Below are 23,809 nucleotides of genomic sequence, written 5' to 3' on the forward strand. Positions count from 1 at the left end.
ACCTCAGGCGGCCATTGGTTCGGGTCCTCATGGGACCTGCGAGCTTGACTCGGAGCATGCCAAGGAAGCCGCTGACATTGTCGAACTACCCTATCTCCGCACCCATCGGGGTGATCTCCGATACCCATGGTCTGCTGCGCGACGAGGCCTTGTGCCTGCTTTCGGACTGCGCGCTGATTCTCCATCTCGGCGATGTGGGCCACAAGCCGGAACATGAGGCCATCCTGACGCGTCTCTCCGACCTGGCACCACTGCACGCGGTACGGGGCAACATCGACAGAGCCGCCTGGGCAGTATCGCTGCCCGCGACGTGCGATCTCGTGGTCAACGGCTGGCGCCTGCACCTGGTGCACGACCTGGCCGATTTCGATCCGGATACGACGTGCGATGCCGTGCTGCACGGGCATTCGCACAAGCCGCGCAACGAATGGCGCCGCGAACGGCTGTTGTTCAACCCGGGCGCCGCCGGCAAGCGTCGGTTCCACCTGCCGATCACCCTGGGCAAGCTGTGGGCCGATGCGAGCGGTCTGCGGGGCGCCATTTTGCACTTGCCCAACGCCTAGCGGCACACCTCAGGGCTCTTGGCCGTGGCCCGGACGCACCATGGGAGCATCGTACCCAGGCGCTCGGTCTTCGGCCGGGTGCAGTGTGGCTAGCTGGGACGCGGCGAGGGGATTGCAGACGACCCGCAGCACGCCTCGGCGGGTAAAGGCGGAGACGTTGCTCATGCGCCCCAGCGTTTCGCCATCGGCAGTCAAGGTACGGTCCTGGCGCAGCTGGATATGGCACTGGGAAGACTGAAGGTGCACCAGAGTATCGTCATGACGCGGCGTATGCCCCATCAGGCGTGTGACGAGAAACGCCAGCAGCACTCTGAACCAGGAGCGGTGCCGTACCGCCAGCACATCCAGCCGGCCATCGTCGATGCGGGCTTCGGCGATGTGATGGCCGCCGCCGAAGTAGGCGCCCGAAGCGATGGCGATGGTCAACCAGTGGCCCTCGACGGTCTGACCGTCGCACTCAATACGCCCGGAAAAGCCGCGCTGCAGTTTGGCCCGTTGCGCCAGGGTAACGAGGTAACTGAAGCGTCCCAGGCGCTGCTTGCGCTCATGCGTGGCCTCGCGGGCGGGCATGGTGCCGAGCCCGATATGGGCGACATTGAGATACAGCCGACCGTTGATCCAGGCCACATCGACGCTGGCGGTATGGTCGGACACTGCCAGATGGCACAGTGCCGCCGGGTCCTCCGGCAGGGCCAGGTTGCGCGCGAAGTCGTTCGCCGTGCCGGAAGGCAGAACGGCCAGGGTGGCATCGCGCTCGATACAGACCGTGGCCGCCCGCCCGACCGAGCCGTCGCCGCCGGCCACTAGCACCCTGTCGCCGGGCTCGACCTCCCGCTCCCAGTCGGTGTCGGCGAGATAGCCCACTCGCAGATGCTCGAGGCCGGCCGCCTCCAGGTGCTCTCGCCAAAAACGCTCTCCCCGGCGGCCATCGCCGGCGGCGTCATTGACGATCAGCCAATAATTCATGGTGTCTCCCTCACCTGTACGGACTCCTTTCGGTCCTCTCTCCTCTACCCATTAGCCGGGCGGTTACTGCTCCTAAGGATAGCGAGCTATCGAGCGCTATGCTCGGGCGAACGAAGCGTACCGCCAGACGCCTGCGTAGGTAGCCGCCCGATCTGGAAGGTGTCATCGTGCGCGCAGCCGACCCGATCGCGGCCGGGCTTTTCCCGCGAGAAGAAAGAACCCCCAGTCGCAGCCGCCAAAAACAGAAAAAATACCCAATGATCAACGGTATGCAGCCCCGTCTCGAGCATGCTTCAATCATCGATACAGTGACTCGCCGGACCAGGCTGCCCTCCATCTCCTTTCGCTACCCCATTTCGCAATGACTCCCTCGTTGGCACGCCATGCGTGCGGCTTCGGGCATGTCATTGTCTGGCAATGGCAGGTCGTGAATGGAAGGGGGTATCCGATCCGCCAGCGCTTCCTGCCCCGCGCGTCGTCGTGTCGGGGCGACAACCGACCGACGAGAACCGAGCAAGGAGGAGCACGTGCCTGCAGCCAACGCACCCAACGTTCCGGATACCATGGCAGCCATGCTGCTGACCGGACACGGCGACATCGACAAGCTGGTGTACCGCGAAGACGTCGCCACGCCCCGCCCGGGGAAGGGCGAGGTGCTGGTACGGGTCACCGCCACGGCCAAGAACAACACCGACCGCAAGGCCCGCGAAGGGCTCTATCCGACCAAGGATAAGGGCGATGTCACGTCCTTCGCCATGGGCGGTGAGCCGACCCTGACCTTTCCGCGCATCCAGGGCGCCGATGTGGCGGGCCGTGTGGTGGCGGTCGGTGAAGGCGTGGATGCCTCGCGCATCGGCGAGCGCGGCCTGCTCGATTTCAATCTCTACCCCGACGCGCGCCGCGACATCAACCTGACCCCCGACTATTATGGCCACGGTGCCGACGGCGGCTTTGCCGAGTACATCGCCGTGCCGTCGGATCAGTTCCACCATGTGCCCAATCCGGAACTCGCCGACGCCGAGCTGGCCGCGATGGGCATGTGCTCCTATCAGACCGCTTACCACATGATGACTTCGGCCAGGGTCGCGGCGGGCGAGCGGGTACTGGTCAGCGGCGCCAGCGGCGGTGTGGGTACCGCGTTGATCCAGTTGTGCCGTGTGGTGGGCGCGATTCCCTACGCGGTAAGCCAGCCCGACAAGGCGGATGCGCTGCTCGAGCTGGGCGCCGAGGCGGTGATCGACCGCGGCGACCTGCCGACCTTCGTCGAGCGCGTGCTCGAAGCCACCGGCGGCGCACCGATCGACGCGGTGCTGGACCTGGTCGGCGGCGAGATGACCGATCTGTTCATCGACACCATGATCCAGGACATGAAGGCCCGCACCACCTATCCGCGGCTCTCCATCGCCGGAGCCAGCGGCGGCAACGTCAGCGAGATCATGTGGACGCGCATCTACCTCTACCAGGTGCAGATCTTCGGCGTTTCCCACGGCACTCGCGAGGAGGCCGAGCAACTGGTCGAGTGGATTCGCGGCGGCCAACTGAAGCCGGTGCTGCACGCCGCCTTCAAGCTCTCCGAGCTGCACCGGGCGGAGCGTTATTTCGTCAACCGCGGCAGCAACTTCCTGGGCAAGATCGTCGTCGTGCCCGACGCCCAGTGGGCTGAGCACGGGGCGCCCTACGCGCTGAAGGAAAACGCATGAGCCACGAACTCACCCTGCAACTGCTCGACACCCATGCCGGCGGCGATGTCAGCCGTATCGTGATCGGCGGCATCGACCCGCTGCCCGGCGGTACCGTGCGGGAGCAGATGGAATACCTGGAGAACGACGCCGACGGTCTGCGCCGGCTGTTGCTCAACGAGCCCTATGGCATCCCCGAAATGTCGGTGGACCTGATCGTGCCGGCCTGCGACCCCAAGGCGCAGATGGGCTACATCATCATGGAAGTGATGGGTTATCCGGTCTATTCCGGCTCTAATACCATCTGTACCGCCACGGCGCTGCTCGAAACCGGCCTGGTTCCCAAGCAAGAGGGCCTTCAGCGCTTCACTCTCGAATCGCCCGCCGGACTGGTGCAGATCGAGGCCAGGGTGGAGAACGGGGTGGTCGAGGCGATCACCTGCGGCGGCCTGCCGAGCTACATCGACACCCACCGGGCGCGTATCCACGTGCCCGCCGTGGGCGACGTGACCTACAGCATCGCCTACAGCGGCGGTTTCTACGCTCTGGTCGACGCCGCCGAGCTGGGTTTTTCGCTCAAGCGCGAGGAGGAGCGGGCGCTGTCCGAGTGCGCGTTCCGCATCGTCGAGGCGATCCAGGCTCACAGCGGTTTCTCGCACTACACCCTGGGCGACGTGGGGCCGCTGCCGTTCTTGCATTTCATGGGCCCGGTTGAGCAGGTGGCCGACGACTTCTACCGCTCGCGTTCGGCGACCTACGTCCACCCGGGCGTGATCTGCCGCAGCACCACCGGTACCGGCACTTCGGCGCGGCTGGCGCTGATGCAGTACGAGGGCTCCATCAAGCCGGGCGACAAGCTGGAAACCATCTCGCTGCGCGAGACGGGCTTCATCGGTGAGTTCATCGAGGTGCGCGAGGCCGGCGGTGGGCACCAGGTGGTGGAGAATACCATCACTGGCAAGAGCTACGTGCTCGCCCGCTCGGAGATCGTGGTCAACTGCGAAGACCCGATGGTCGACTGCGGCGGGGTGCACCATATCCTCAGCAGCAGACATCCGTAAGCATGGTCCTTGCGGCTCAGTCGTAGCGCCGTCGCCACTGCTTGACGGCGATCTGCTCCTTGACCAGCTCGAGCATATCGACGAGCACCTGTTCGGTCACCCGATCGGTGTGCTTGTCGACCTGCACCCAGGTATCGAAGCCGCTCTCGGTGAGGCGCTCCAGCAGCGCCTTGAACTCCGGTGAGCGCAGACCCGCCATCGCTTCGTTGACCAGCCGACAGGCCAGTTCGGCGAGGCTCGATTCCATCCCGCGCGAGACCAGCTCGCCCATGGGTAGGCGCCTCAGGCGCCGCATCTCCTGGCTGTCCGCCACGGTGCGACCGACCAACGCGCTGACGTAGCGCATCGCGTCGTCGCGGTTGCGCTCATAGGCGCTGCCGGCCATCTCCTCCAGGCGGGTGGTGATCTCCTGGACCAACTGCTGCTTGCGCGGCATCACCACTCGATCGATGACCCGGGTCGAGAGTGAGTCGCCGGAACGGATCTGCTCCTGCATGTTGCCGAGCAGGCGAATCGCCACGCGATCGGAGAGTTCCTCCATCAGGATGTCGTAGTACTTGGCGTAGATCGCGTAGAGCTGCCAGCGGCGGACGTCGATCAGGCCCAGGCGCTGCAACCGGAAGAGCAGCGAGAAGACGCGCAGCACGCGCAGCAGGCGAAAACCGCTCAGCGGGATGCAGCCCAGCACGTCGTACCAGTGCACAAAAGGATAGAAGAACCAGCGATGATAGCGCCGCTCGGCGATCGCCGCCGCCCACCCCAGCAGCACGTCGAGCACGAAGACCGCGACGAACGCCAGATCGATGGCGATGAAATTGTCGTGCACATAGCGATCGTAGGTAGCGTGCAGGCCCGGTGCCAGGGCGGCGAAGGCGTCGTTGAGGGGCGGCAGCAGGAACAGGCTATCGAACAGCAGCAGCGCCAGGTTGGCCATTACCAGCACGATTACCAGCAGATCCCACGCGAGATGCAGGCGCTCCAGGCCAGGGGGCAGGGTGCGTGAGACTTTCGGCGATGGCATTGACTCTTCCCGGTTCGGCATACGTCTCCTTAGCCTAGCAGCCGCCCGTTATTTAGATCTTCACCTTGCCGCGCATGGCCTTGGTCTGTCCCTTCTGCGTCTTGCGATCCACGCGCTTGCGCTGCGAAGAGCGGGTCGGCTTGGTGGGCTTGCGTGCCTTGCGCGTCTTCGCCGCTTCCTGGATCAGTGCCTTCAGACGCTGCAGGGCGTCCTCGCGGTTGAGTTCCAGGGTGCGGTGACTCTGCGCCTTGATCACTACGATCCCCTCCTTGCTGATGCGCTGATCGCGCAGCGTCAGTAGCCGCTCCTTGTAGAAGGGCGGCAGGCTGGAGTTGGGAATGTCGAAGCGCAGGTGCACCGCGGAGGCCACCTTGTTGACGTTCTGGCCGCCCGCCCCCTGGGCGCGGATCTGGCTGATCTCGATCTCGTGGTCGGGCAGTTCCACGTTGTTGGAGATGCGCAGCATATCGGCCTCGTGCAACGTGATGGATTCATTCAGGCAGCGACAGGCTAGCACAGCCGACCCGCGGGGCGCCCATGCTTGGAGGCACGCGCAGGCGTGAGCTAGGCTGTTGAGCGATTTCCCACGACTTTATCCCGACCGTCTCACTGCAGCGAGGGGCTCATGACCACACTGGTAATCGGCGCCAACGGCCAGATAGGCCGGCAGTTCTGCGAACTGGCCGAAACGGCGGCCCTGCCCATCCGAGCGATGATCCGCGATTCCGGCCAGCGAGACTGGTTCGAAGAGCGCGGCATCGGCACGGTGGTCGCCGATCTCGAAGGCGAGCTGCGCCACGCCTTCGACGGCTGCGACCAGGTTATCTTCACCGCCGGTTCGGGGCCGCATACCGGCCCCGACAAGACCCTGATGATCGATCTCTTCGGTGCCATCCGTGCCATCGACCTGGCCTGCGAGCGCGGCCTGTCGCGCTTCCTGATGGTCAGCGCCATGCGCGCCGAGAATCCGCTCGAGGCGCCCGAAAAGCTGCGCCCCTACATGGCCGCGAAATATGCCGCCGATGCCCACCTGCGCGCTTCGGCGGTACCCCACGTGATCCTCAAGCCGGGACGATTGATCGATGGACCCGCCAGCCAGCAGGTCGCCACTTCGCTGACGGAGACCGGCGGCGAGAACAGCGTATCGCGTGCCAATGTCGCCTATGCGCTGCGGCATCTGGTGCAGTCGCGCGACCTCCTCAATCGCGAATTCGTGCTGCTCGACGGCGAACGGCCGATCGCCGAAGCGCTCCGCTAGGTTGCTCCCTCGCAGCCGGTGGCGGTGCGACGTGGGTCAGCCTTGGGCGGTATCGCCATAGGCCAACTGTATTTCCGACAGCAGCCAGTCGTGAAAGGACTGCATGGTCGGCGTCGGAGGACGCGATTTAAGTCGCGTGAGCCAATAGCTGCCGAGCGAGGCGTAGATATCGAAGGGCTGCACGACGAGCCCTTCGCCGAGCTGGCGAGCGAACATGCGCGGCGGTGCCAGTGCGACCCCGGCCCCCTGAGTGGCCGCTTCCATCATCGCCAGCGAGGAATCGAAGACGATGGCATGCGTCCGCGCCGGCGGGCGCGCCACGCCGGCTGCGGTGAACCATTGCGTCCATTCGTTCTCGCGGTAGGAGCGCAGCAGGGTATGGTGCATGAGGTCCGCCGGGGTGCGCAGCCGGTTGGCGATGTGCGGTGCACACAGCGCCGACAGGGGCGCCTGAAACAGACGGGTCGCCTCTAGGCCGTGCCAGGCGCCATCGCCGAATCGAATCGTGTAGTCCAGCCCCTCGGTGGCCTGGTCGATCCGGTTGTTATGTGTCGACAGGCGAATCTCGATCAGCGGGTGCTCGGCCTGGAAGCGCGCCAGGCGCGGCAGCAGCCAGCCCACCGCGAAGGTGCCGACCGTGCCCACGTTGAGAATGTCCCGGACCTGGCCGCCTTCGAGACGCTCCAGCATGTCCGCGATCCGATCGAAGGCGTCGCGCAGTATCGGCAGTAGCGCCTCGCCTTCGGTCGTGATCATCAGCCCGCGGGGCAGGCGCTTGAACAGCACCACGTCGAGGCGTTGCTCCAGCAGCTTGACCTGGTGGGAAATCGCCGCCTGGGTCACGTTCAGCTCATCGGCGGCGCGCGTGAAGCTCAGATGGCGGGCCGAGGCCTCGAAGGCACGCAGGGCGTTGAGCGGCAGGTAGGGTCGGGTCATAAGCCCTAACTCAGTTAATGGCTCGGCCAAGATAACATGGTTTGTGAGCCCCGGCAGCGTACCGCTAATCTCCCATCCGACGCGTCGCTTACCCCAATCACGACAACCCAAGACGAACGGATGGAACCATGACCCTAAAATCCTTGAGGCTGAAATCCTTGTGGCAAGGAGCGCTGGCCGGTGCCGCGCTGCTGGCCCTCGTACCTCTGAGCGCTGCGGCCGAGGACTGGCAGGAGCGCGCCGACTGGCGCGAGATTTTTCGCGCCAACGAGGCCAGCGGCACCCTGCTGGTGGTCGACAAGCGCGAAGGCGGCCAGGGCGTCCTGGTACACGACGAAGAGCGCGCCCGGGAGCGCTTCGTGCCGGCCTCGACCTTCAAGATCCCCCATACCCTCTTCGTCCTGGATGCCGGCGTGGTGGAGGATGAATTCCAGGTTTTCCCCTGGGATGGCGTCGAGCGCGATTTTCCCCAGTGGAACGGCGACCACGACCTGCGCTCGGGCATGCGCAACTCGGTAGTGTGGCTCTATCAACAGTTCGCTCGGGAACTGGGTGAGGAGAACGAACGCCGCTACCTGGAGGCGATCGACTACGGCAACGCCGACATCGGTGAAGAACTGGAGCACTTTTGGCTGGAAGAAGGCATGCTGGCGATCTCCGCCGAGGAGCAGATCGAATTTCTCGAGCGGCTCTATCGCAACGAGCTGCCGTTCGACGAGGCCGACCAGCGGCTGGTCAAGGACTTGATGATCACCGCCGCCGGCAGCGATTGGATTCTGCGCGGCAAGACCGGCTGGAGCGGCCAGCTCGGCTGGTGGGTGGGCTGGGTCGAGCGGCCGACCGGCCCGGTGTTCTTCGCCCTCAACATGGATACGCCCAACCGCCTGGCCGATCTGCCCAAGCGCCAACAAATCGTCAGTGAGGCGCTGCGCACCCTCGAGGCGCTGCCGCCCGAGGCATGATCGTCGCGCGACTCCCGGCCGAGCGCTTCGGGTTGGCCGGGAGTCGCGCTTCGCTTCTACTCCAGCGTCTCGAGGTAGGACGCCATATCCATGGCGTCCTGCTGCGTCACATCCAGGTCCGGCATGGCCGTGAGCGGGTCGACTTCGGTGGGATGGCGAAGCCACTGCACCATGTTGTCGAAGGTATTGGGCAGTACCCCGGCAATATAGCGACGCCCGCCGATGCCTTCGAGCGGCGGGCCGACGTCGGCATGCGGCCCGACCGTGCCCGGAATCCTGTGACAGGCGATGCAGGCATAGCCGTACAGCGCCAGCTTACCCCGCTCGGGGTCGGGCACCGCGGCGGCACGTGCCGGAGCGGGAGCGCTCGCGGTCGTTACGTCGCGAGTCGGTTCGCGCTCCTCGCCACCACCCATCGTCCGGTAATCGGCCGGGGACATTTCGGGCATCTGCGTGATGAAGGCGACGATGTCCCAGATCTGATCGTCGGTGAACTTGAACTGCCAGCTCGGCATGCCGGTCATCTTGATGCCGTGCTTGATGGGCCAGAAGATCTCGGCGGCGTCCTTGGTTTTTGCCGTATGCGCCAGGTTGGGCGGCACCGGCGTCATGCCCTTGCCTACGTCGTCGCGGCCCACCCCGGGCGCGCCATGGCACTGCACGCACTTGCGCTGGTAGATAAGCCGGCCCTGCTCGGCCATGTCCGGAGTCAACGACGGTGGCTCGATCTCCTCGGCCCGCTGGCGTATGGAGCGGTCCAGCGCCAGGTTGAGGATGGTGAAAACGGGCTCGGTATGCTGCTGCAGCGCCGAGACGTTGTACGCGCCCCAATAGACGAAGCCGGCCGCGCCTACTCCCATGGCGACGACCAGCGCCGCGATGGCTATGCCGACATGGATCTCGATCCGCTTGCGGATCTTCTGGACTGAATCTTGGCGATCCTGATTATTCATTTCAGTGTGTACAGGTAGGCGGTGATATCTCGTGCGTCGCTTTCGCTGACGCCCATGTTCGGCATCGCCGTGCGCGGGTCGACCGCTTCCGGTTCGCGAATCCAGCGCGCCATGTCGTCAGGCGTGTTGGGCAGTACCCCCGCCAGGTAGACGCGCTTGGCGATGCGCTCGAGCGACGGTCCCGTTTGGCCGTCAGCCCCCGGAATGCCGGGAATGACATGGCAGCTGCCGCAGCCGTACTCGCGAATCGCCTCCCGACCCTTTTCCGGATCGCCCGGGGGCGGCTCGGCTTCGCCACTGCTGCAACCGGTAGCAAGGAACAGCAACAGCAGCAAGAGTAATGCGGTTCTTGCCGTCATAGGCAGGGACTCAGGAAAAAGTTGGGAACCCCTTCGGCCACGATGAGCAGCGCCGACAGAGCACTGATGAGCCACCCCATGACCGCCATGAAGCGTATCCGTGACACCTTGCCGTCCCCGGAACCCGGCCAGCGCCGCCCGGCTCTATCCCACTGGCGCCAGGCCACCGCGACGCCGACCAGGGCCATCAGCAGGGTGACCAGCGTCATGCCATGCAGCGTCCACATGGCCCCGGTTTCGCAGGCCCGGGATATCAACAAGTAACTGCCCATCAGGTGCAGCGCCCAGGCGGCGGGGCCGACCAGCCAACCGGTCCATAGCAGCAGGGGGTGGCGCAGCACGCCCTTGTCCAGCTCATTGTCCATACACGCGGGGCCCCCAGAACAGCAGCAGGTAGAAGGGAATCCAGGCGATACAGACGAAGTACCAGTAATTGGTATCGACCACGACGCCGATCTGTCGTTGTGAAGTGAAATACCGACGCCAGGCGAGGATGGCGACCACCGCGCTCCCCACCACGATCGAGGTCACGTGAACATAGTGGAATACCGAGATGGCCCACACGATCGAGCCATAGGCGTGATCCTTCCAGCTGAACTCATAGGCCATGAGTTCCAGCGTGCGCAGCACCAGTACCGTCGTGGCCAGCAGCACGCTGGTGGTGACGCCGAGGGCCAGTCCACGCTGGTTGCCACGGTTGATGGCCTGGCCGGCCAAGAACATGGTGAGAGCGCTCGTCATCAGCAGCGCAAGGTTGATGCTGGGCCACAGCAGGGGCGGGGCCTCGCCGCTCGGCGGCCAGGCTTCGGCGTAGGCCGCCAGGTACATGTAGCTGACGCAGAACGTCAGCACCACCGCCGACTCGATCGTGATCAGGCCGAGAATGCCCCACCATAGCGGCGCCCGCCGGTCCGGGTTGAAGCGAGTCATGTCCGCGACATCGATGCCTTGTAACACTCTCATCAGTCCTCCCTCCATGGCCGGCGAGGCCAGAACCAGGCCACCAGGCTGAAGAAAACCAGAAAGAACGCGATCACGAAGAAGATCGGATGGAAGATGATGCCGACGAAGCCGATGGAGGCGGCCACCGCCGAGACGAACGGCCAGATGGTCGGTGCGGGCAGCACCTGCACGCCGACGGGTTTGGCATCCAGAACGCTGGTGAGCACCACCTCCCGGCGGTCGTTGCGCAATCCTGTCACGACGGCACGCTCGCCGTCCCTCTCCCAGTCCCAAAGCGGCCAGCGGCTCGCCACCACGGGAATGTGACGAAAATTGTAGAAGGCGGGTGGCGAGTCCGTCGCCCACTCGAGGGTCGGCGCCCCCCAGGGATTAGGCTCGGCCTGCTGCCCGCGAAACAGACTCCAGATGGCATTGATCAGCGTAACGCCGAAACCCGTGGCCAGTACCAGGGCGCCGATCGTCGCCAGCAGGTTGAGATCGCCCCAACCCATCTCGGTGGCATAGGTGTAGATGCGGCGTGGCATGCCCTCGAGCCCCAACTGGTGCATGGGGAAGAAGGTCACGTTGAAACCGATGAAGGCCAGCCAGAAGCTCCATTTGCCCGCTGCCTCGCTCATCATTCGACCAGTGATCTTGGGCCACCAGTAGTAGGTCGCGCCGATCAGCGGGAACACGGCCCCGCCGATCAATACATAATGGAAATGCGCGACCAGGAAGAAGGTGTCGTGCACCTGGGTATCGAACGGAATGGAGGCCACCATGACGCCGGTGAGGCCGCCGATGACAAAGATCGCGAAGAATCCCAACACCCACAGCATCGGTGTATGGAAACGGATCTTGGCGCCCCACAGCGAGGCGATCCAGCAGAATATCTGCACTCCGCTGGGGATCGCGATGGTGGCGCTCGCTGCGGTGAAGAAGCTCATGCCGAGCTGGGGGAGGCCGGTGGTGAACATGTGGTGTACCCATAGGCCGAAGCTGACGAAGCCGATGGCCACCACCGACAATACCAGCGCCGTATAGCCGTAGATCGGGCGGCGGGTGAAGGTGATGATGATCGTCGAGATCATGCCCAGCGCGGGCACCAGGATGATATACACCTCGGGGTGGCCGAAATACCAGAACAGATGCTGCCACAACAGAGGCTCGCCGCCGCCCGCGACGACGAAGAACTGGGTGTCCATCAGCCGGTCGAGGATCAGCAGCGTACTGCTGACGATCACCGCCGGCATGGCGAACACGATCATGAACGACATCACCAGCGCCGCCCAGACGAACAGCGGCATGCGGTTCAGCGACATGCCCGGCGCGCGCATCCTCAGCGTGGTGACGATCAGCTCCACCGCCGCGGTCAGCGCCGAGACCTCGATGAAGGTGATCATGGTGGTCCAGACGTCGACGCCGTAGCCGGGTGAATAGAGCTTGCCCGACAGCGGCACGTAGTTGAACCACCCGGCGTTGGGCGCCATGCTCAGCAGCAGCGAACCGAACAGCACGATCCCGCCGATGAGATAGACGTAATAGCCGAAGGCGTTGAGCCGGGGAAAGGCCATGTCGCGCGTGCCGATCATCAGCGGCACGAAGTAGATGGCGAAGCCCTCCATCACCGGAATGGCGAAGAAGAACATCATCACCGTGCCGTGCATGGTGAAGAACTGGTTGTAGAGTTCCGGCCCGATCAGCTGCTGTTCGGGTGCCGCGAGCTGCAGGCGGATCACGATGCCGAGAATGCCCGCCAGCAGGAAGAAGATGAAGGCGGTGATGATGAAGCGCTTGCCGATCATGCGCTGGTTGACGTGGGTGAACCAGCCTATGAACCCGCCGGGAGAGTGCCAGGTACGCTCCAGCTGCGCGGTTTCCTCCGGCGAATCGATCACGTCGCGAGGGCCGGCGTGTGTCTCGATCGTCATTCCAGACTCTCCAGGTAACCGAGCAGTGTCTTGAGCTCCTCTGGCGTCAGTTCGCTCGGCGGCATCTTGTTGCCCGGCTTGACGTGCTGCGGGTCCGTGATCCAGCCACCGAGGTGTCCGGTACGGTTGGGCACCGTGGCGCCGGCCAGCGTACGGCGACTGGCGATATGGGTCAGGTCGGGCCCGATCTCGCCATTGGCAGGAGTGCCACGGATCGTATGGCAAGCGGCGCATCCGGCGTCGAGAAACACGTCGTGCCCGCGTGCCTGCGCATCCGTCTCCGGCGCCGCCGCAGGCTGGCGCTGGCCGGCAAGCCAGTCGTCGAACGCTTCCGGCTCTTCGGCCACGAGCAGGAACGCCATCAGGGCATGCTGCGTACCGCAGTACTCCGCGCACTGGCCGCGATAGACCCCCGGTTCGTTCGCCGTCATCGAAGTAACGTTGGTACGCCCCGGTATCATGTCGGTCTTGCCCTGCAGGTTGGGCACCCAAAAGCTATGGATGACATTGTCTGACTTGAGCAGGAAGCGAACCGGCTCGCCGACGGGAATATGAATCTCGTTGGCGGTGGTGGCGATACGGTCTCCCGCCTCGTCCAGGTAGTGGACCTCCCACCACCACAGCTTGCCAATGACTTCCACGGTCATCGCATTGTCGGGGAGCGGGGCATCGATCGTGCGTCCGATGGAAAAGCTCGACAGAGCGAAGGGAATCGTGGCCGCCAGCGGCAGGATGATGCCGCCGGCGATCACCAGGTTGCGGCTCTGGCGGGCGCTCAGCGGCAGGGCGGCGTTGCGCTTGTGAGCGCGGAAGATGGCCACTGCCAGCAGCGCGAGCACCAGCAGCGTGACGAGGACGGCGACGAACAGCGTCGGCCACCACAGCCTGGCGATCAGTTCGGCCGCCGAACCTGCCGGGTCGAGGGCCGACTGCGGCCCTTCGCAGGCGGCCAGTAGCGGGGTGGTGGCCCCGATCAGTAGTGTCGTCCGGTCGTGCTTCCTTGAGGTCATGGCAGGAACAGTCCCTTGCATGATGCGCGCGAAAACCGACGGCGGCGCATCCCTTGCAGCGTTCGGTAGCCAGGCTAGCCCCGCAGGGATCGCGACGTACCGCCTAGCGATACATCAGAACCGGCCTTGGGCCTGAATCGGCTCGTTCACGAGCCTGCCGGCTTTCAACCTAGACCAGGATTCTCTTCTCTGCGCAGCGTGATGGAGGCTTCGTTGTCGAACTTCACATTTCACGCAAATCGTCACGCTCAGGCGGGGCCTGCCGGTCGCGGTGTGCGATCTTGCCGACTCCGGTGTTCTCCGGCAGGGCATGTTCGCTATGCTGGCAGGCTCGCTATGTTCAGAGCCAGGCATCCAGGCGGTCGGCTACCGCCACGTCCGAGGAGGAGCCATGCTTGAGTTGGAGCGAGTCGGCGCCTACCTGCTGCCCTGGGAGTTCTCGCCCGCTTGGGTCATCGTCTGCCTGGCCGCGGCCGGCTGTTACCTGCGCGGCCTGAAGCGGCTGCGGAGCCGGGGCCAGGCGCCGGGCTTCTGGCGTCCGCTCGCCTTCCTGCTGGGCGTCGGCGGGGTTTACGCGGTCACACAGACCCACTACGACTATCTGTCGCAATATATGTTCTTCACCCATCGCGCCCAGCACCTGGTCCTCCATCACGCGGCACCGTTTCTCGTTGCCCTGGCTGCGCCGCTGCCGGTGCTGGCCGCTGGAATGCCGAGTCGAATCACCAACCTCCCGGGGCGAGCCGTGGCGGGAAGGATCCTGTCACCGTTGTACCGCCTGCTGCAGCATCCAGCGATCGCCCCGCTGCTGTTCGTCGGGTTGATCTATTTCTGGCTCATTCCCGAGGTCCACTTCGATGCAATGCTCAGTCATCAGCGCTACCAGATCATGAACTGGAGCATGCTGCTCGATGGCCTGCTGTTCTGGTGGCTGGTGCTCGATCCGCGCACGCCGGATCAGGGCGGGCTGGGGTACGGGGCGCGCGTTCTGGCGCTGCTGGTGGTGATACCACCACAGATCCTGTTGGGGGCCTACCTCACTTTCAGTGAAAGCGTGCTGTTCGACGTCTATGCCGTCTGTGGTCGCGCCTGGCCCATCGCGCCACTGACCGACCAGCAGCTCGGCGGCTTGATCACCTGGATACCGGCATCGATGATGAGCGTGATCGGCGTGCTGATCGTGATTCGCTACATTCTTTCCGACAAGGGCGACGCGGACAAGGGTGGCGCAAGCAAAGCCAAAGCAGAACATGAACGGGGAATGCCACAGCCATGAGGTCCATGATGAACGCAGCAGGCACGATGAGACGACGCCACTCGCGCTTCCCGGCGGGCCTCCTGTCGAAAGGAGCGCTAGTGGGGGGATGGTTCACGCTCGGTGCGCTGTTGTCCGGCTGTTCCGATCCCGGCTGGCAGACCAAGGACATCTCCGACCTCATGCCGCCGCTGGAATTCCAGCTCACGAGCGAGTCGGGGGAAGCGGTCGATGCGCAGGACTTTCGCGGCGATGCGACGCTGCTCTTCTTCGGGTTCACTCACTGCCATGATGTCTGTCCGGCCACGATGGCCCATCTCGATTCGATCATGGGCGAGCTCGATGAAGAAGCGCGTGACGATCTGCAGGTTCTGTTCGTCTCGGTCGATCCGGCCCGCGACGATCCCGAGACCCTGCGCGATTACACCACCAATTTCGGCCCCGAGTTCGTCGGCCTTACCGGCAGCAAGGATGAGCTGAATGCCCTGACGCGCCGCTATCGCGTGACGTACGGTTATGGAGAGAAGGATAGCGAAGGGCACTACATGGTCTCCCATCCCAGCGCGATCTTCGCCTTCGACCGTAGCGGTGAAGCGCAACTGCTGATTCGCCAGGACGATGAAAGAGAGGCCGTGCTTAGCGACCTGCGCCGGCTCCTGGCCAGTGGCTAGGACGTGGCGAGCGGCGGCTCGGAATGAATTAGAAGATGCCCAGATAGACGAAAATCAGTGTGGCCAATGTCAGGGCAAACGCCACCGCTGCCAGAAGACCGTCGTGGGCCATGAGGGACAGACCGAAAAGCGTGAGGGCCAGGCCGGCACCGTTGGCGGTAAAAGGCACCACCTCCATGGGTGGCATGGCCAGAGCAATGACGATGCAGGCAAGGGCAACGGCGACGATACCCGAACCATGTGTCAGAAACGCCAGTCGCGGCTTGAGGAACTTATCCAGGAAGCGAGCGGGTCGTCGGCTCCAGCTTACCGCCTTGTCGAGCTTCCCCTTGGAGACGGAGCGTTCCAACAGAAAATTGGGTATCCAGAAATGTTGCGCTCGAAACAGAAGCTGTACGGCGACCAGTAATACCAACAGCGCCATCAGCGTGGGGACGCCGGGAATATCTCCAACGACAGGAAGCAGGGTGATGATGCCGGGAACCAGGAGCAAAGGAGCGAAGGATCGGCGGCCTACTTCGTGAAGCACATCGCCGAGACTTACCTGGTCGGTTTTTTCGTCACGCTCGGCTTGCTTGAACCGATCCAACATCTGCTCGAGGTTATGAGGCTCATGTAACTGGCCCGCATTTGGCTGGCCCATTTTCGCCTCCTTGCTCATCAGCTGGTCAAAAGTAAAACGGAATACAGCGTGGCCCCCAAGGCAAACGGCCAGACGCGACTCTGACGTTCTTCCGGCAATTCTTCCTTCAGCACGTTGAGGATGATACCCCCCGCCAGAAAGGCGAACAGCACGCTTGTCGCCGCTTCACTGATTTGAAAGCTCAAGCCAACGACCCAGCCCAGACCGATGAATAACGAGAGTATCCATCTACCGTATCTCAAGTAAGCATCTCGATGATGGTAGTACAGACTGTGGTCGTTCATCAGGAAATGAAACGCCATGGCGACAACGAAAAACAGGGTTTCCAGAACCGTGCTGTCCCGGTAGACCAGTAAGTAGCCGATCAGCGCGTTATAAAGCGAGAAACTGCCGATATGCAGCCAGAACAGAGAAATGCCAGTCTGGGTGCCGGAGACCCCCTTGCTCTTGCCCTCGGAGGGCTGGGGCTCTCTTGTCTTGATCTTGTGCTCGAGCCCATAGAAGAGCACTAGTCCCAGAAGGGCGACCAGGTAGGCGTGACTTTCTATGAATGCCAGTGCGGCCTGCTCCGCCAGGTGCTGCTGCGCCTGCTCGAGTTCCGGAAAAATATGCAGGAAGACGTAGGAGACGGAGATGCCGCCACCCAGCGACAGCCAGGCACTTCTGGGAATATGGCTCAGGTACCGGAGTTTCCCCGCATAGATATGGCTAAGCATGAGAATACTGATGCTTAAAATCTGCAAAAGCATAAGCTTCCTTGCTAACGGTCAACCCTAGTCCGTTAGCGGTTGAATGAGGTATCAGCCGGTGCGCCGCTCCAGCGCCTCGAAATAGTCGCGAATTCTTTGGGCATTGGCGCCCGCGTCGCCGCGCCCCAGGCGCGAGGCCGAGCGTACGTCGACCCGTATGCCGTCGGACTCCTGGGTCAAGCGGATCACCACGTCGTCCGTGAAACCGAACCAGGTGGTCGTTGCGGTGGCCTCGATGGTATCGACGGCGTCGATGTTGATGTCGGCGATTTCCCACCCCATGTCCAGCACGGCGGCTTCGGCGGCGGCGCGTACCGTTGCCAGGGGCAGGGGAAAATGGCGTGGTTGAATATCGGGATAAGCCTTGCGCTGACGACGCGCAAACGATTCGCCGGGGTAATCGACGGCGTTGGGGGCGGCCTCGCGGGCAGCGGCCAGGGCCACGAACTCAGGAGGGTTCTCCAGGTCGGTGGTGATGTCGTGAATAGGCGGTGTCGACTGAGCACGCTGCCAGTAAGTCCAGGGGACCGACAGCAGGGCGACGGTGGCCGCGATCGTGAGTATCGACGTCCAGACGACGCGCTTGCGACGACACAGTAGCGCCACCAGCAAAGCCAGCAGTGCGACGGCGATGGCGCCCAGGCCCAGCAGAGCGCCATAGCGCAGCATGTCGAAGGCGGTGCCGAGCGGCAACAGGTCGTAGCGATAGGCGGGGCCCGCCGCTACCAGCAGTAGGGCGGCCAGGACCAGCAGCAGCGCGCTCAGCCAGGCAATGCCCGACGGCCAACGGCCGCCGCGATGCCGGGCAGGGGATCTCAAGGGCGGCATGAATATTCCTCGAATGGCGTCCGGAACTGTCCATAGCATATGCGTTGGAAACGAAATGCGCATGACGCAGGCACGTTCCGCGCGCCGACTCTTTCGGCAGATGCGCCGGGACCACTTTTCGTTGAGCGCAGCGAGGTATGCCCTCTAGAGTGAAGACAAAGGTAATGGTTAGCCGAAGAGGAGGCCGTCCATGCCCATGCAGCATCGTTACCTGCCGGTCGCACCGAGCATCGAGGAGGTAAAGAGCCTCGAAGGGCTGACCGTGATTGAATTCGGCACTCCTTGGTGCGGTTATTGTATCGCCGTTCAGCCCCAGCTCGAGGCGGCACTCGCCGGGCGTGACGAAGTGCGCCATCTCAAGGTCGAGGATGGGCGCGGGCACCGTCTCGGTCGAGCCTTTCGCGTCAAGCTTTGGCCGACCCTGATCTTTCTCGACGGAGGCGAGGAGGTGGCGCGCCTGGTACGCCCCACCCGCCGCGAGGCCATCGAGGAGATTCTGGAGCGAATCGCCGCCTGATCATCCGTCGCTGCGTGACCCACCTCTGTTCCTCTCGGAGCGCCCGGCATGGCGCTCTGTCCACTCTGTCACCTTGGCTAAAGATATTTCGGCGCCTGTCGATATAACCGATATAGCCAACCATCGAGCGGGCGAGAGGCCCGTTCTCAAATCGGACAGGACGCCGTACCGCGAGGACATGCCATGGGCATCGCAACGGGCGCGGCTTTATACCGGTCGCTGGGCGTTTGCCTGGTCCTGCTGTTGCTGACACCGACGCTGCTACTGTCGACGGGGGCGGTGCTGGCGGCCAGCGAAGCCGAGCCTGATCCGAGCTACCGGATCCTGCATATCATGAGCCATCACTCGCCTTGGCGATGGACCGACGGTCAGCTGCGTGGGTTCAAGGAGGGGCTGGGCGAGGTCGACGCGGAATACCTTGTGTTCCAGATGGACGCCAAACGCGCGAGCGGCCCCGACCAGTTAGAAGAGAAAGGCCGCGAGGCGCGGGCGCTGATCGAGACCTGGCAGCCGGATCTGGTCTACACGACGGATGACGAAGCGCAGCGATACGTGGCGCGCCACTACATCAACCACGAGATTCCCTTCGTCTTCAGCGGCGTCAACAAGGACCCGCGGACCTATGGCCTGACCGGCAGCCGCAACCACACCGGGGTGATGGAACACGAGCATTTCATCGAGTCGGTCAGGCTCCTACAGGCGATCGATCCCGGTATAGAGCGGCTGGCGGTGGTGTTCGACGACGCCGAAATGTGGTTCCCCGTGCACCAGCGTATGCGCGACGGCATGGCGCAACTGCCCGGCGTCGACGTCGTGGCTTGGGATACCATCCTGACCTTCGCCGATTATCAGCGGAAGGTAGCGGCTTACCAGGAAACGGCCGATGCCATTGCCCTGATCGGGATCTTCAACTTCAAGGACGAGCGGGGCGACAACGTACCCTACCAGGAGGTCCTGCGGTGGACCGCCGAAAACAGTGCGCTTCCCGATCTCGGTTTCTGGATCGACCGAGTGCACTACGGCACGCTCGCCTCCATGACCGTGTCGGAGCGTGAGCAGGGGTTGGCCGCGGGCCGCATGGCCCGGGCCATTCTCGTCGAGGGGCGCTCACCCTCGGAGATTCCCATGGCGGCGACGACGAAAGGACTGCCGGTGATCAGCCTGGCGCGCGCCAACCGGCTCGGGCTCGGTGTGCCGAGCAGTCTGCTGCTCTCCGCCCAGGTCATCCAGGCGTTCGAGTGGGAGCGATGAAGGTTAGCCTGCGCAGCAAGATGCTGCTGATCGCCGCGGCGATCATGCTCACGGTCATCAGCGTGATAACCGTCATCAACGCGCTGATTTCCGTGCGTGCCTACAACGCAGCCCTCGAGTCGCGCACCGAGGCCATCGCGCAGAGCCTGACCCTGCAGTTCGAACGCCTGCTACAGCTGGGGCTTGATATCGACTCGATCATTGGCTTCGAGGCCCAGACCCGGGAGATCGTCGAAGCCTATGCGGGTATCGACCTGGCCATGGTTGTCGCGCCGGACGGCCGCGTGCTGTTCCAGAGCGGTGCGTCCCTGGACCGGGCGACCGGCGAATTCCTTGAGGTGGTGCGTAGCGGAACGGCAGGCAGCGCACATGCCTGGACCGATAAGGAAGAGCATCTTTCAATCGTGCCCGCGCATAACCTGCAGGGCGAGCATGTCGCGAGTGTCGCGGTCGGCTTTCCCGAGGCGCTGGTCGTCGGCAAGCTCAAGGAACTGGTATGGTCCAATGTCGCCATCGGTGGGCTGGTGCTGCTACTCGGCTACCTCGCGCTGTACCATGCCCTATCACGTTTCATCACCCGGCCGCTGGAGAGCCTGACGCACACTGTCACGGCGCTGCGCGAACATCCTCAAGACTTGGCGCGACGCACCGCGGTGAGCAGCCAGGACGAACTGGGGCGGCTCGGCACGGCCTTCAACGCTTTGATGGACGAACTGCAGGTCACCACCGTGTCGAAGGTGAAACTGGAGCAGGCCATGCAGGAGCTGTGGCGGCTCTCCGATGAACTCTTCGAGCAGAAGGAGCGTATCGAAGTCACGCTGCGCTCCATTGGCGATGCGGTGATCAGCGTCGACACCGAGAGTCGGATCCGCTATCTCAACCCTGTTGCCGAGCGAATGGCTAACGTCACGCTGGAGGATGTCTCAGGGCGACTTTTCCAAGAGGTGTTTCGCCTGGTCAATGCCACCACCAAGGCCACGCTTCCCAGGCCGTTCGATACGGTCTTTCGCAGCGGAAAAGCGCTCTCCAGCGAGATCGAGGCGGAGCTTCAGACTCACGACGGCTCCTGTATCGGTGTCACCTATATCGCCTCGCCCATGCACGATCCCAACGGCGCCCTGGCCGGTGGCGTTCTCGTCCTGCGTGACGTGAGCGCCGAGCGGCACATGGCCCAGCGGCTCTCCTGGGAGGCATCCCACGACGCCCTGACCGGCCTGGTGAACCGGCGCGAATTCAATGCCCGCATGGGGGCGCTGCTGGAGGCGTCGCGGGGAACCGATCGCCAGCATGTGGTGTGCTTCATGGACCTGGATCGGTTCAAGGTGGTCAACGACAGCGCCGGGCATTCGGCCGGAGACGAACTGCTGACTGGGCTGGCCGAAGTGCTGCTGGGTCGATTGCGACATACCGATACCCTAGCCCGGCTGGGAGGCGATGAGTTTGCGTTGCTGATGGAAGACTGCTCGCTGGAGGATGCCCAGCGCATCGCCACGGAACTGCTGTCCACCGTGGGCGAGTTTCGCCTCGACTACAAAGGTAGGTTCTTCAGCGTCGGCATGAGCATCGGGCTCGCCGTGACCGGACGAGAGACCAGCGGCGCCGATGTGTTGAGCATGGCGGATGTCGCCTGCTACCTGGCCAAGGAGCAGGGGCGCAATCGGGTCTGCACCTATCGCACCGACAACACCGACATGACCCAGCATCGCCGCGAGGCGGACTGGGTAGCGCGGATCAATGCCGCCCTCGATGAAGATCGCTTCACGCTCTACCATCAGACTTACCTGTCTCTTGACCCGCAGGCTAACGCGCGCGAGCACATGGAGGTGCTGCTGCGAATGATCGATGAGCAGGGACGCCTGGTGATGCCGGGCAGTTTCCTGCCGGCTGCCGAGCGCTATGGTTTGATGCCCAGGCTCGATCGCTGGGTGATCGCCAAGGTCTTTTCGGGCTATCGCGAGCTGCTGGCCGAACGCGGCGGGTGGCCGCTGACCTGCGCCATCAACCTTTCCGGCACCTCGCTCAACGACGACGGCCTGTTCGACTTCATTCGCCAACAAGCCGAGCGGCATCGCCTGCCCCTGCAGTCGATCTGCTTCGAGATCACCGAGACTTCGGCAATCAATAACCTGCGCAGCGCCGCGACGTTCATCCAGGGCTGCAAGAGCCTGGGTTTCCTGTTCGCCCTCGACGACTTCGGTACCGGCACGAGCTCATTCGGCTACTTGAAGAACCTGCCGGTGGACTATCTCAAGATCGACGGCGGCTTCGTACGCAATATCGACAAGAACGGTATCGATCGTGCCATGACGGAAACCATCAATCGCATCGGTCACATCATGGGCATCCAGACCGTGGCCGAATACGCCGAGAATGACGATATCATCCAACGGCTGCGTGGCATGGGCGTGAACTATGCCCAGGGTTACGGCATCAGCCGTCCCACCCCGCTGTTCGAAGCGCCGCCCATCGAGCAGGGTTGAGCGCCGCCTGGTGTCGACGACTTGACGAGGGCCAGGACGCGAGCCAATTTGAAGCATGAAGGAAAGCCATTGAAGTGGCGACGCCAAGGAGGCAGACCCTATGCGCTCATACGATCGCAATCCGGACGAGATCGAAGCGGATATCCAGCGCTCGCGCGCACATCTGAACGACACCCTGCATGAAATCGAGAGCCGGCTCTCGCCGCAGCAGCTCAAGCGCCAGGCGGCCGGTTTTCTACCCCGCGACACGGCTCGCTCTTTCTTCGACAACCTCGGCAACTCCGTGCGGGAGAACCCCGTTCCCGTGCTGCTGACCGGCGTGGGGCTCGGCTGGCTGGTCTATTCGCAGTTCAAGCCACGCTCCGACTCGCAACGCACCCAAGCCGACTCGTCTTACGGCGGCACAGGCAGCGGAATGATACCGGCTCGCAGCGAAGCTCCCCAGCGGATGACCGCCACCCATCTTGGCTCGCAGCAGGGACGATCGGTCATGTCCAGCCACCGGCCCGATGTGGTCGGCGTGGCGACGCATCTCGGCACCGGGCAGGGCTGGAGCGGGTACGTGCACCCCAGCGTCTGACCCTGGCGTCCTGCGCATCGTGGCAAAAATGTACATAAAGGGGCAGTATCGCACCGAACGAATCGCCTTGACCGCTCTCACGGCAACATCGCGTTGCGTTGGATGACGCTCTGTTTCGCCGTGTTGCTGGCGTGGAAAGATTGACCTCCGCTATCTTGAGGAAGCCAGGGCCTGAAGAGGCCTATCGGATGCAGCTCGATTCCAGGAGGGAGAGCAATGAAAAGGACAATATTGGCGATCATGGTCGGTGCGATTTCAGCCGGTCTGGCGGGCGGCGCCATGGCACAAGATGCCGAGAACGAGAGCGAGCGCAACGACGCCGCCATGGAGGCACAGACCACCGAGACGGCCGAAACACAATCCAGCGAAAGCGAACAGGACAACCAGGCCCAGGATAATCAGGACGAGGGCTCCAGCAGCGAGACTCAGGGTAGCCAGAGCGAGGAAACCGGCGAATCCCAGGGGACCCAGGCCGCGGATGACGCCGGCGATGCACAGCCAACCGAAGACGAAGAGCCCCAGGCGAGTGGTGGAGACGAAAGTTCCGAGCCCGTCGAGGATACGGAAGCCGCCCTGCCTGAAGAGGGCGATGATGCCAGCGACTACGAGCAGGCAACCGCTGGTGACAGCGATCTCGAAACCGGTCAGGCCGGCTCCGATACAGGTTTCGATGACCTCGACAATCCCCAGAGCAACCTGGATCCAAGCATCGCGGATATGTCGGCCGGCGAACTCAAGGGCATGACCGTCGTAAACCTCGAAGGCGAAACGATCGGTGATGTCGAGAAGGTGATCAAGCACAAGGACAGCGGTGACATCCGAGTGACCACCACCGTGGGAGGGTTCTGGATTTTCGGCGGTACAGAGGCCGCCCTGCCGTTGGGGGAGATGCAGTTGGAAGGCGAACGACTGGTCTTCCAGCAACCCCTCGGTGAAGAAGAGCTTGAGGGGCTGGGCCAAGAGTACGACGAAGAGCGTCACGAGACGGTGGACGACGAAATGAACCTGTCGGACGCCGAAGGGCTTTAAAGCCAGGCGGTCACTGACCCCGCCCCGACGCCTGCCGTCGAGCGAAGGCAAGGCCAGATGGCCTTGCCTTTTTGTTGTCACGGGATCGCATCGTCGTGGTCCGAGGTGCGGTATCGCGACGATCCCGTGCGCGGGGCGCCGCGGGTCTCACCCGCGCGGTAGGCT

At 63.6% G+C, this 23,809-nt stretch carries 25 protein-coding genes; 12 read left to right on the plus strand and 13 right to left on the minus strand.

Annotation, left to right across the window (positions count from 1 at the left end; translation table 11 throughout):
• The first annotated feature begins 77 nt into the window (after window positions 1-77).
• On the plus strand, window positions 78-563 hold the full coding sequence (locus CYJ07_RS11495; RefSeq protein WP_422666962.1) for a metallophosphoesterase family protein: 486 nt from the start codon (window positions 78-80) through the stop codon (window positions 561-563).
• A 9-nt stretch (window positions 564-572) separates the two neighbouring features.
• Here CYJ07_RS11495 and CYJ07_RS11500 read toward each other — a convergent pair whose 3' ends face one another.
• Window positions 573-1,529, minus strand: coding sequence for a diacylglycerol/lipid kinase family protein (locus CYJ07_RS11500; protein WP_104203843.1), 957 nt, complete (start codon window positions 1,527-1,529; stop codon window positions 573-575).
• A gap of 563 nt (window positions 1,530-2,092) precedes the next feature.
• Here CYJ07_RS11500 and CYJ07_RS11505 point away from each other — a divergent pair.
• Window positions 2,093-3,229, plus strand: a complete 1,137-nt coding sequence (locus tag CYJ07_RS11505) for a zinc-binding dehydrogenase (protein ID WP_104203986.1) — start codon at window positions 2,093-2,095, stop codon at window positions 3,227-3,229.
• Window positions 3,226-4,269, plus strand: coding sequence for a proline racemase family protein (locus CYJ07_RS11510; RefSeq protein WP_104203844.1), 1,044 nt, complete (start codon window positions 3,226-3,228; stop codon window positions 4,267-4,269). Before CYJ07_RS11505 ends, CYJ07_RS11510 begins: the two co-directional genes overlap by 4 nt.
• A gap of 16 nt (window positions 4,270-4,285) precedes the next feature.
• Here CYJ07_RS11510 and CYJ07_RS11515 read toward each other — a convergent pair whose 3' ends face one another.
• Entirely contained in the window at window positions 4,286-5,290 is a 1,005-nt protein-coding gene (locus tag CYJ07_RS11515; RefSeq protein ID WP_104203845.1) for an ion transporter, read from the minus strand.
• 52 nt (window positions 5,291-5,342) lie between these two features.
• The gene (gene arfB / locus CYJ07_RS11520; protein WP_104203846.1) at window positions 5,343-5,756 is read right to left on the minus strand and encodes an alternative ribosome rescue aminoacyl-tRNA hydrolase ArfB; all 414 of its coding nucleotides are present in this window, start codon (window positions 5,754-5,756) and stop codon (window positions 5,343-5,345) included.
• A gap of 159 nt (window positions 5,757-5,915) precedes the next feature.
• On the opposite strand from arfB, the gene CYJ07_RS11525 reads away from it, so the two are divergent.
• Window positions 5,916-6,548 carry an SDR family oxidoreductase gene (locus CYJ07_RS11525; protein ID WP_104203847.1) on the plus strand — a complete coding sequence of 211 codons (633 nt, stop codon included), beginning with the start codon at window positions 5,916-5,918 and terminating at the stop codon, window positions 6,546-6,548.
• Between the two features lie 36 nt (window positions 6,549-6,584).
• Here the strand turns inward: CYJ07_RS11525 and CYJ07_RS11530 are convergent, their stop codons facing one another.
• Window positions 6,585-7,484 (minus strand): LysR family transcriptional regulator, encoded by a 900-nt coding sequence (locus tag CYJ07_RS11530; RefSeq protein ID WP_104203848.1) that lies wholly within the window; start codon window positions 7,482-7,484, stop codon window positions 6,585-6,587.
• A 128-nt stretch (window positions 7,485-7,612) separates the two neighbouring features.
• Between CYJ07_RS11530 and blaOXA the strand changes: the two genes are divergently transcribed.
• Window positions 7,613-8,446, plus strand: coding sequence for a class D beta-lactamase (gene blaOXA / locus CYJ07_RS11535; protein WP_104203849.1), 834 nt, complete (start codon window positions 7,613-7,615; stop codon window positions 8,444-8,446).
• Between the two features lie 56 nt (window positions 8,447-8,502).
• Here the strand turns inward: blaOXA and CYJ07_RS11540 are convergent, their stop codons facing one another.
• The 6 genes from CYJ07_RS11540 to coxB are packed head-to-tail and all read right to left on the minus strand — an operon-like array spanning window position 8,503 to window position 13,641.
• Complete coding sequence (locus tag CYJ07_RS11540; protein ID WP_104203850.1) at window positions 8,503-9,399, minus strand: c-type cytochrome; 897 nt, start codon at window positions 9,397-9,399, stop codon at window positions 8,503-8,505.
• On the minus strand, window positions 9,396-9,758 hold the full coding sequence (locus tag CYJ07_RS11545) for a c-type cytochrome (RefSeq protein ID WP_104203851.1): 363 nt from the start codon (window positions 9,756-9,758) through the stop codon (window positions 9,396-9,398). The genes CYJ07_RS11540 and CYJ07_RS11545 overlap by 4 nt, the downstream gene beginning before the upstream one ends.
• Entirely contained in the window at window positions 9,755-10,123 is a 369-nt protein-coding gene (locus CYJ07_RS11550; protein WP_104203852.1) for a hypothetical protein, read from the minus strand. The genes CYJ07_RS11545 and CYJ07_RS11550 overlap by 4 nt, the downstream gene beginning before the upstream one ends.
• Window positions 10,113-10,721, minus strand: a complete 609-nt coding sequence (locus tag CYJ07_RS11555; RefSeq protein WP_197038336.1) for a cytochrome c oxidase subunit 3 — start codon at window positions 10,719-10,721, stop codon at window positions 10,113-10,115. Before CYJ07_RS11555 ends, CYJ07_RS11550 begins: the two co-directional genes overlap by 11 nt.
• Window positions 10,721-12,631 carry a cytochrome c oxidase subunit I gene (ctaD, locus tag CYJ07_RS11560; protein WP_104203854.1) on the minus strand — a complete coding sequence of 637 codons (1,911 nt, stop codon included), beginning with the start codon at window positions 12,629-12,631 and terminating at the stop codon, window positions 10,721-10,723. Before ctaD ends, CYJ07_RS11555 begins: the two co-directional genes overlap by 1 nt.
• Complete coding sequence (gene coxB / locus CYJ07_RS11565) at window positions 12,628-13,641, minus strand: cytochrome c oxidase subunit II (RefSeq protein ID WP_104203855.1); 1,014 nt, start codon at window positions 13,639-13,641, stop codon at window positions 12,628-12,630. The genes ctaD and coxB overlap by 4 nt, the downstream gene beginning before the upstream one ends.
• Before the next feature lie 391 nt (window positions 13,642-14,032).
• Here coxB and CYJ07_RS11570 point away from each other — a divergent pair, with 391 nt between their 5' ends.
• Window positions 14,033-14,917, plus strand: a complete 885-nt coding sequence (locus tag CYJ07_RS11570; RefSeq protein WP_104203856.1) for a cytochrome c oxidase assembly protein — start codon at window positions 14,033-14,035, stop codon at window positions 14,915-14,917.
• Window positions 14,918-14,997: 80 nt separating this feature from the next.
• The gene (locus CYJ07_RS11575; protein WP_231489619.1) at window positions 14,998-15,567 is read left to right on the plus strand and encodes an SCO family protein; all 570 of its coding nucleotides are present in this window, start codon (window positions 14,998-15,000) and stop codon (window positions 15,565-15,567) included.
• A gap of 28 nt (window positions 15,568-15,595) precedes the next feature.
• On the opposite strand, the gene CYJ07_RS11580 is transcribed toward CYJ07_RS11575, so the two are convergent.
• From CYJ07_RS11580 to CYJ07_RS11590, 3 genes are read right to left on the minus strand one after another with little or no spacing between them, the layout of a single operon-like run.
• Window positions 15,596-16,210: an exopolysaccharide biosynthesis protein gene (locus CYJ07_RS11580; protein WP_197038337.1), complete on the minus strand. Its 615-nt coding sequence runs from the start codon at window positions 16,208-16,210 to the stop codon at window positions 15,596-15,598.
• Window positions 16,211-16,227: 17 nt separating this feature from the next.
• The gene (locus CYJ07_RS11585; RefSeq protein ID WP_104203858.1) at window positions 16,228-16,959 is read right to left on the minus strand and encodes a hypothetical protein; all 732 of its coding nucleotides are present in this window, start codon (window positions 16,957-16,959) and stop codon (window positions 16,228-16,230) included.
• Window positions 16,960-17,010: 51 nt separating this feature from the next.
• Window positions 17,011-17,787, minus strand: a complete 777-nt coding sequence (locus CYJ07_RS11590; RefSeq protein WP_104203859.1) for a DUF1499 domain-containing protein — start codon at window positions 17,785-17,787, stop codon at window positions 17,011-17,013.
• A 190-nt stretch (window positions 17,788-17,977) separates the two neighbouring features.
• Between CYJ07_RS11590 and CYJ07_RS11595 the strand changes: the two genes are divergently transcribed.
• From CYJ07_RS11595 to CYJ07_RS11615, 5 genes are all read left to right on the plus strand, one after another.
• Window positions 17,978-18,304, plus strand: a complete 327-nt coding sequence (locus tag CYJ07_RS11595; protein ID WP_104203860.1) for a thioredoxin family protein — start codon at window positions 17,978-17,980, stop codon at window positions 18,302-18,304.
• A 183-nt stretch (window positions 18,305-18,487) separates the two neighbouring features.
• Window positions 18,488-19,555: an ABC transporter substrate-binding protein gene (locus CYJ07_RS11600; protein ID WP_197038338.1), complete on the plus strand. Its 1,068-nt coding sequence runs from the start codon at window positions 18,488-18,490 to the stop codon at window positions 19,553-19,555.
• On the plus strand, window positions 19,552-22,035 hold the full coding sequence (locus tag CYJ07_RS11605; protein ID WP_104203861.1) for an EAL domain-containing protein: 2,484 nt from the start codon (window positions 19,552-19,554) through the stop codon (window positions 22,033-22,035). The genes CYJ07_RS11600 and CYJ07_RS11605 overlap by 4 nt, the downstream gene beginning before the upstream one ends.
• Window positions 22,036-22,135: 100 nt before the next feature.
• Window positions 22,136-22,615 (plus strand): DUF3618 domain-containing protein, encoded by a 480-nt coding sequence (locus tag CYJ07_RS11610; RefSeq protein ID WP_104203862.1) that lies wholly within the window; start codon window positions 22,136-22,138, stop codon window positions 22,613-22,615.
• A gap of 216 nt (window positions 22,616-22,831) precedes the next feature.
• Window positions 22,832-23,644: a PRC-barrel domain-containing protein gene (locus tag CYJ07_RS11615; protein WP_104203863.1), complete on the plus strand. Its 813-nt coding sequence runs from the start codon at window positions 22,832-22,834 to the stop codon at window positions 23,642-23,644.
• The last annotated feature ends 165 nt before the right edge of the window (window positions 23,645-23,809 follow it).

Origin of the sequence: Billgrantia saliphila (assembly GCF_002930105.1) — a bacterium.
GTDB classification, from domain to species: domain Bacteria; phylum Pseudomonadota; class Gammaproteobacteria; order Pseudomonadales; family Halomonadaceae; genus Halomonas; species Halomonas saliphila.

Bases quoted from the DNA above. Each gene is read 5' to 3' on its own strand.
- CYJ07_RS11500 (WP_104203843.1), bottom strand. From the start codon at position 1,529: ATGAATTATTGGCTGATCGTCAATGACGCCGCCGGCGATGGCCGCCGG.
- CYJ07_RS11505 (WP_104203986.1), top strand. From the start codon at position 2,093: ATGGCAGCCATGCTGCTGACCGGACACGGCGACATCGACAAGCTGGTG.
- CYJ07_RS11510 (WP_104203844.1), top strand. From the start codon at position 3,226: ATGAGCCACGAACTCACCCTGCAACTGCTCGACACCCATGCCGGCGGC.
- CYJ07_RS11515 (WP_104203845.1), bottom strand. From the start codon at position 5,290: ATGCCATCGCCGAAAGTCTCACGCACCCTGCCCCCTGGCCTGGAGCGC.
- arfB (WP_104203846.1), bottom strand. From the start codon at position 5,756: ATGCTGCGCATCTCCAACAACGTGGAACTGCCCGACCACGAGATCGAG.
- CYJ07_RS11525 (WP_104203847.1), top strand. From the start codon at position 5,916: ATGACCACACTGGTAATCGGCGCCAACGGCCAGATAGGCCGGCAGTTC.
- CYJ07_RS11530 (WP_104203848.1), bottom strand. From the start codon at position 7,484: ATGACCCGACCCTACCTGCCGCTCAACGCCCTGCGTGCCTTCGAGGCC.
- blaOXA (WP_104203849.1), top strand. From the start codon at position 7,613: ATGACCCTAAAATCCTTGAGGCTGAAATCCTTGTGGCAAGGAGCGCTG.
- CYJ07_RS11540 (WP_104203850.1), bottom strand. From the start codon at position 9,399: ATGAATAATCAGGATCGCCAAGATTCAGTCCAGAAGATCCGCAAGCGG.
- CYJ07_RS11545 (WP_104203851.1), bottom strand. From the start codon at position 9,758: ATGACGGCAAGAACCGCATTACTCTTGCTGCTGTTGCTGTTCCTTGCT.
- CYJ07_RS11550 (WP_104203852.1), bottom strand. From the start codon at position 10,123: ATGGACAATGAGCTGGACAAGGGCGTGCTGCGCCACCCCCTGCTGCTA.
- CYJ07_RS11555 (WP_197038336.1), bottom strand. From the start codon at position 10,721: ATGAGAGTGTTACAAGGCATCGATGTCGCGGACATGACTCGCTTCAAC.
- ctaD (WP_104203854.1), bottom strand. From the start codon at position 12,631: ATGACGATCGAGACACACGCCGGCCCTCGCGACGTGATCGATTCGCCG.
- coxB (WP_104203855.1), bottom strand. From the start codon at position 13,641: ATGACCTCAAGGAAGCACGACCGGACGACACTACTGATCGGGGCCACC.
- CYJ07_RS11570 (WP_104203856.1), top strand. From the start codon at position 14,033: ATGCTTGAGTTGGAGCGAGTCGGCGCCTACCTGCTGCCCTGGGAGTTC.
- CYJ07_RS11580 (WP_197038337.1), bottom strand. From the start codon at position 16,210: ATGGGCCAGCCAAATGCGGGCCAGTTACATGAGCCTCATAACCTCGAG.
- CYJ07_RS11585 (WP_104203858.1), bottom strand. From the start codon at position 16,959: ATGCTTTTGCAGATTTTAAGCATCAGTATTCTCATGCTTAGCCATATC.
- CYJ07_RS11590 (WP_104203859.1), bottom strand. From the start codon at position 17,787: ATGCCGCCCTTGAGATCCCCTGCCCGGCATCGCGGCGGCCGTTGGCCG.
- CYJ07_RS11595 (WP_104203860.1), top strand. From the start codon at position 17,978: ATGCCCATGCAGCATCGTTACCTGCCGGTCGCACCGAGCATCGAGGAG.
- CYJ07_RS11600 (WP_197038338.1), top strand. From the start codon at position 18,488: ATGGGCATCGCAACGGGCGCGGCTTTATACCGGTCGCTGGGCGTTTGC.
- CYJ07_RS11605 (WP_104203861.1), top strand. From the start codon at position 19,552: ATGAAGGTTAGCCTGCGCAGCAAGATGCTGCTGATCGCCGCGGCGATC.
- CYJ07_RS11610 (WP_104203862.1), top strand. From the start codon at position 22,136: ATGCGCTCATACGATCGCAATCCGGACGAGATCGAAGCGGATATCCAG.
- CYJ07_RS11615 (WP_104203863.1), top strand. From the start codon at position 22,832: ATGAAAAGGACAATATTGGCGATCATGGTCGGTGCGATTTCAGCCGGT.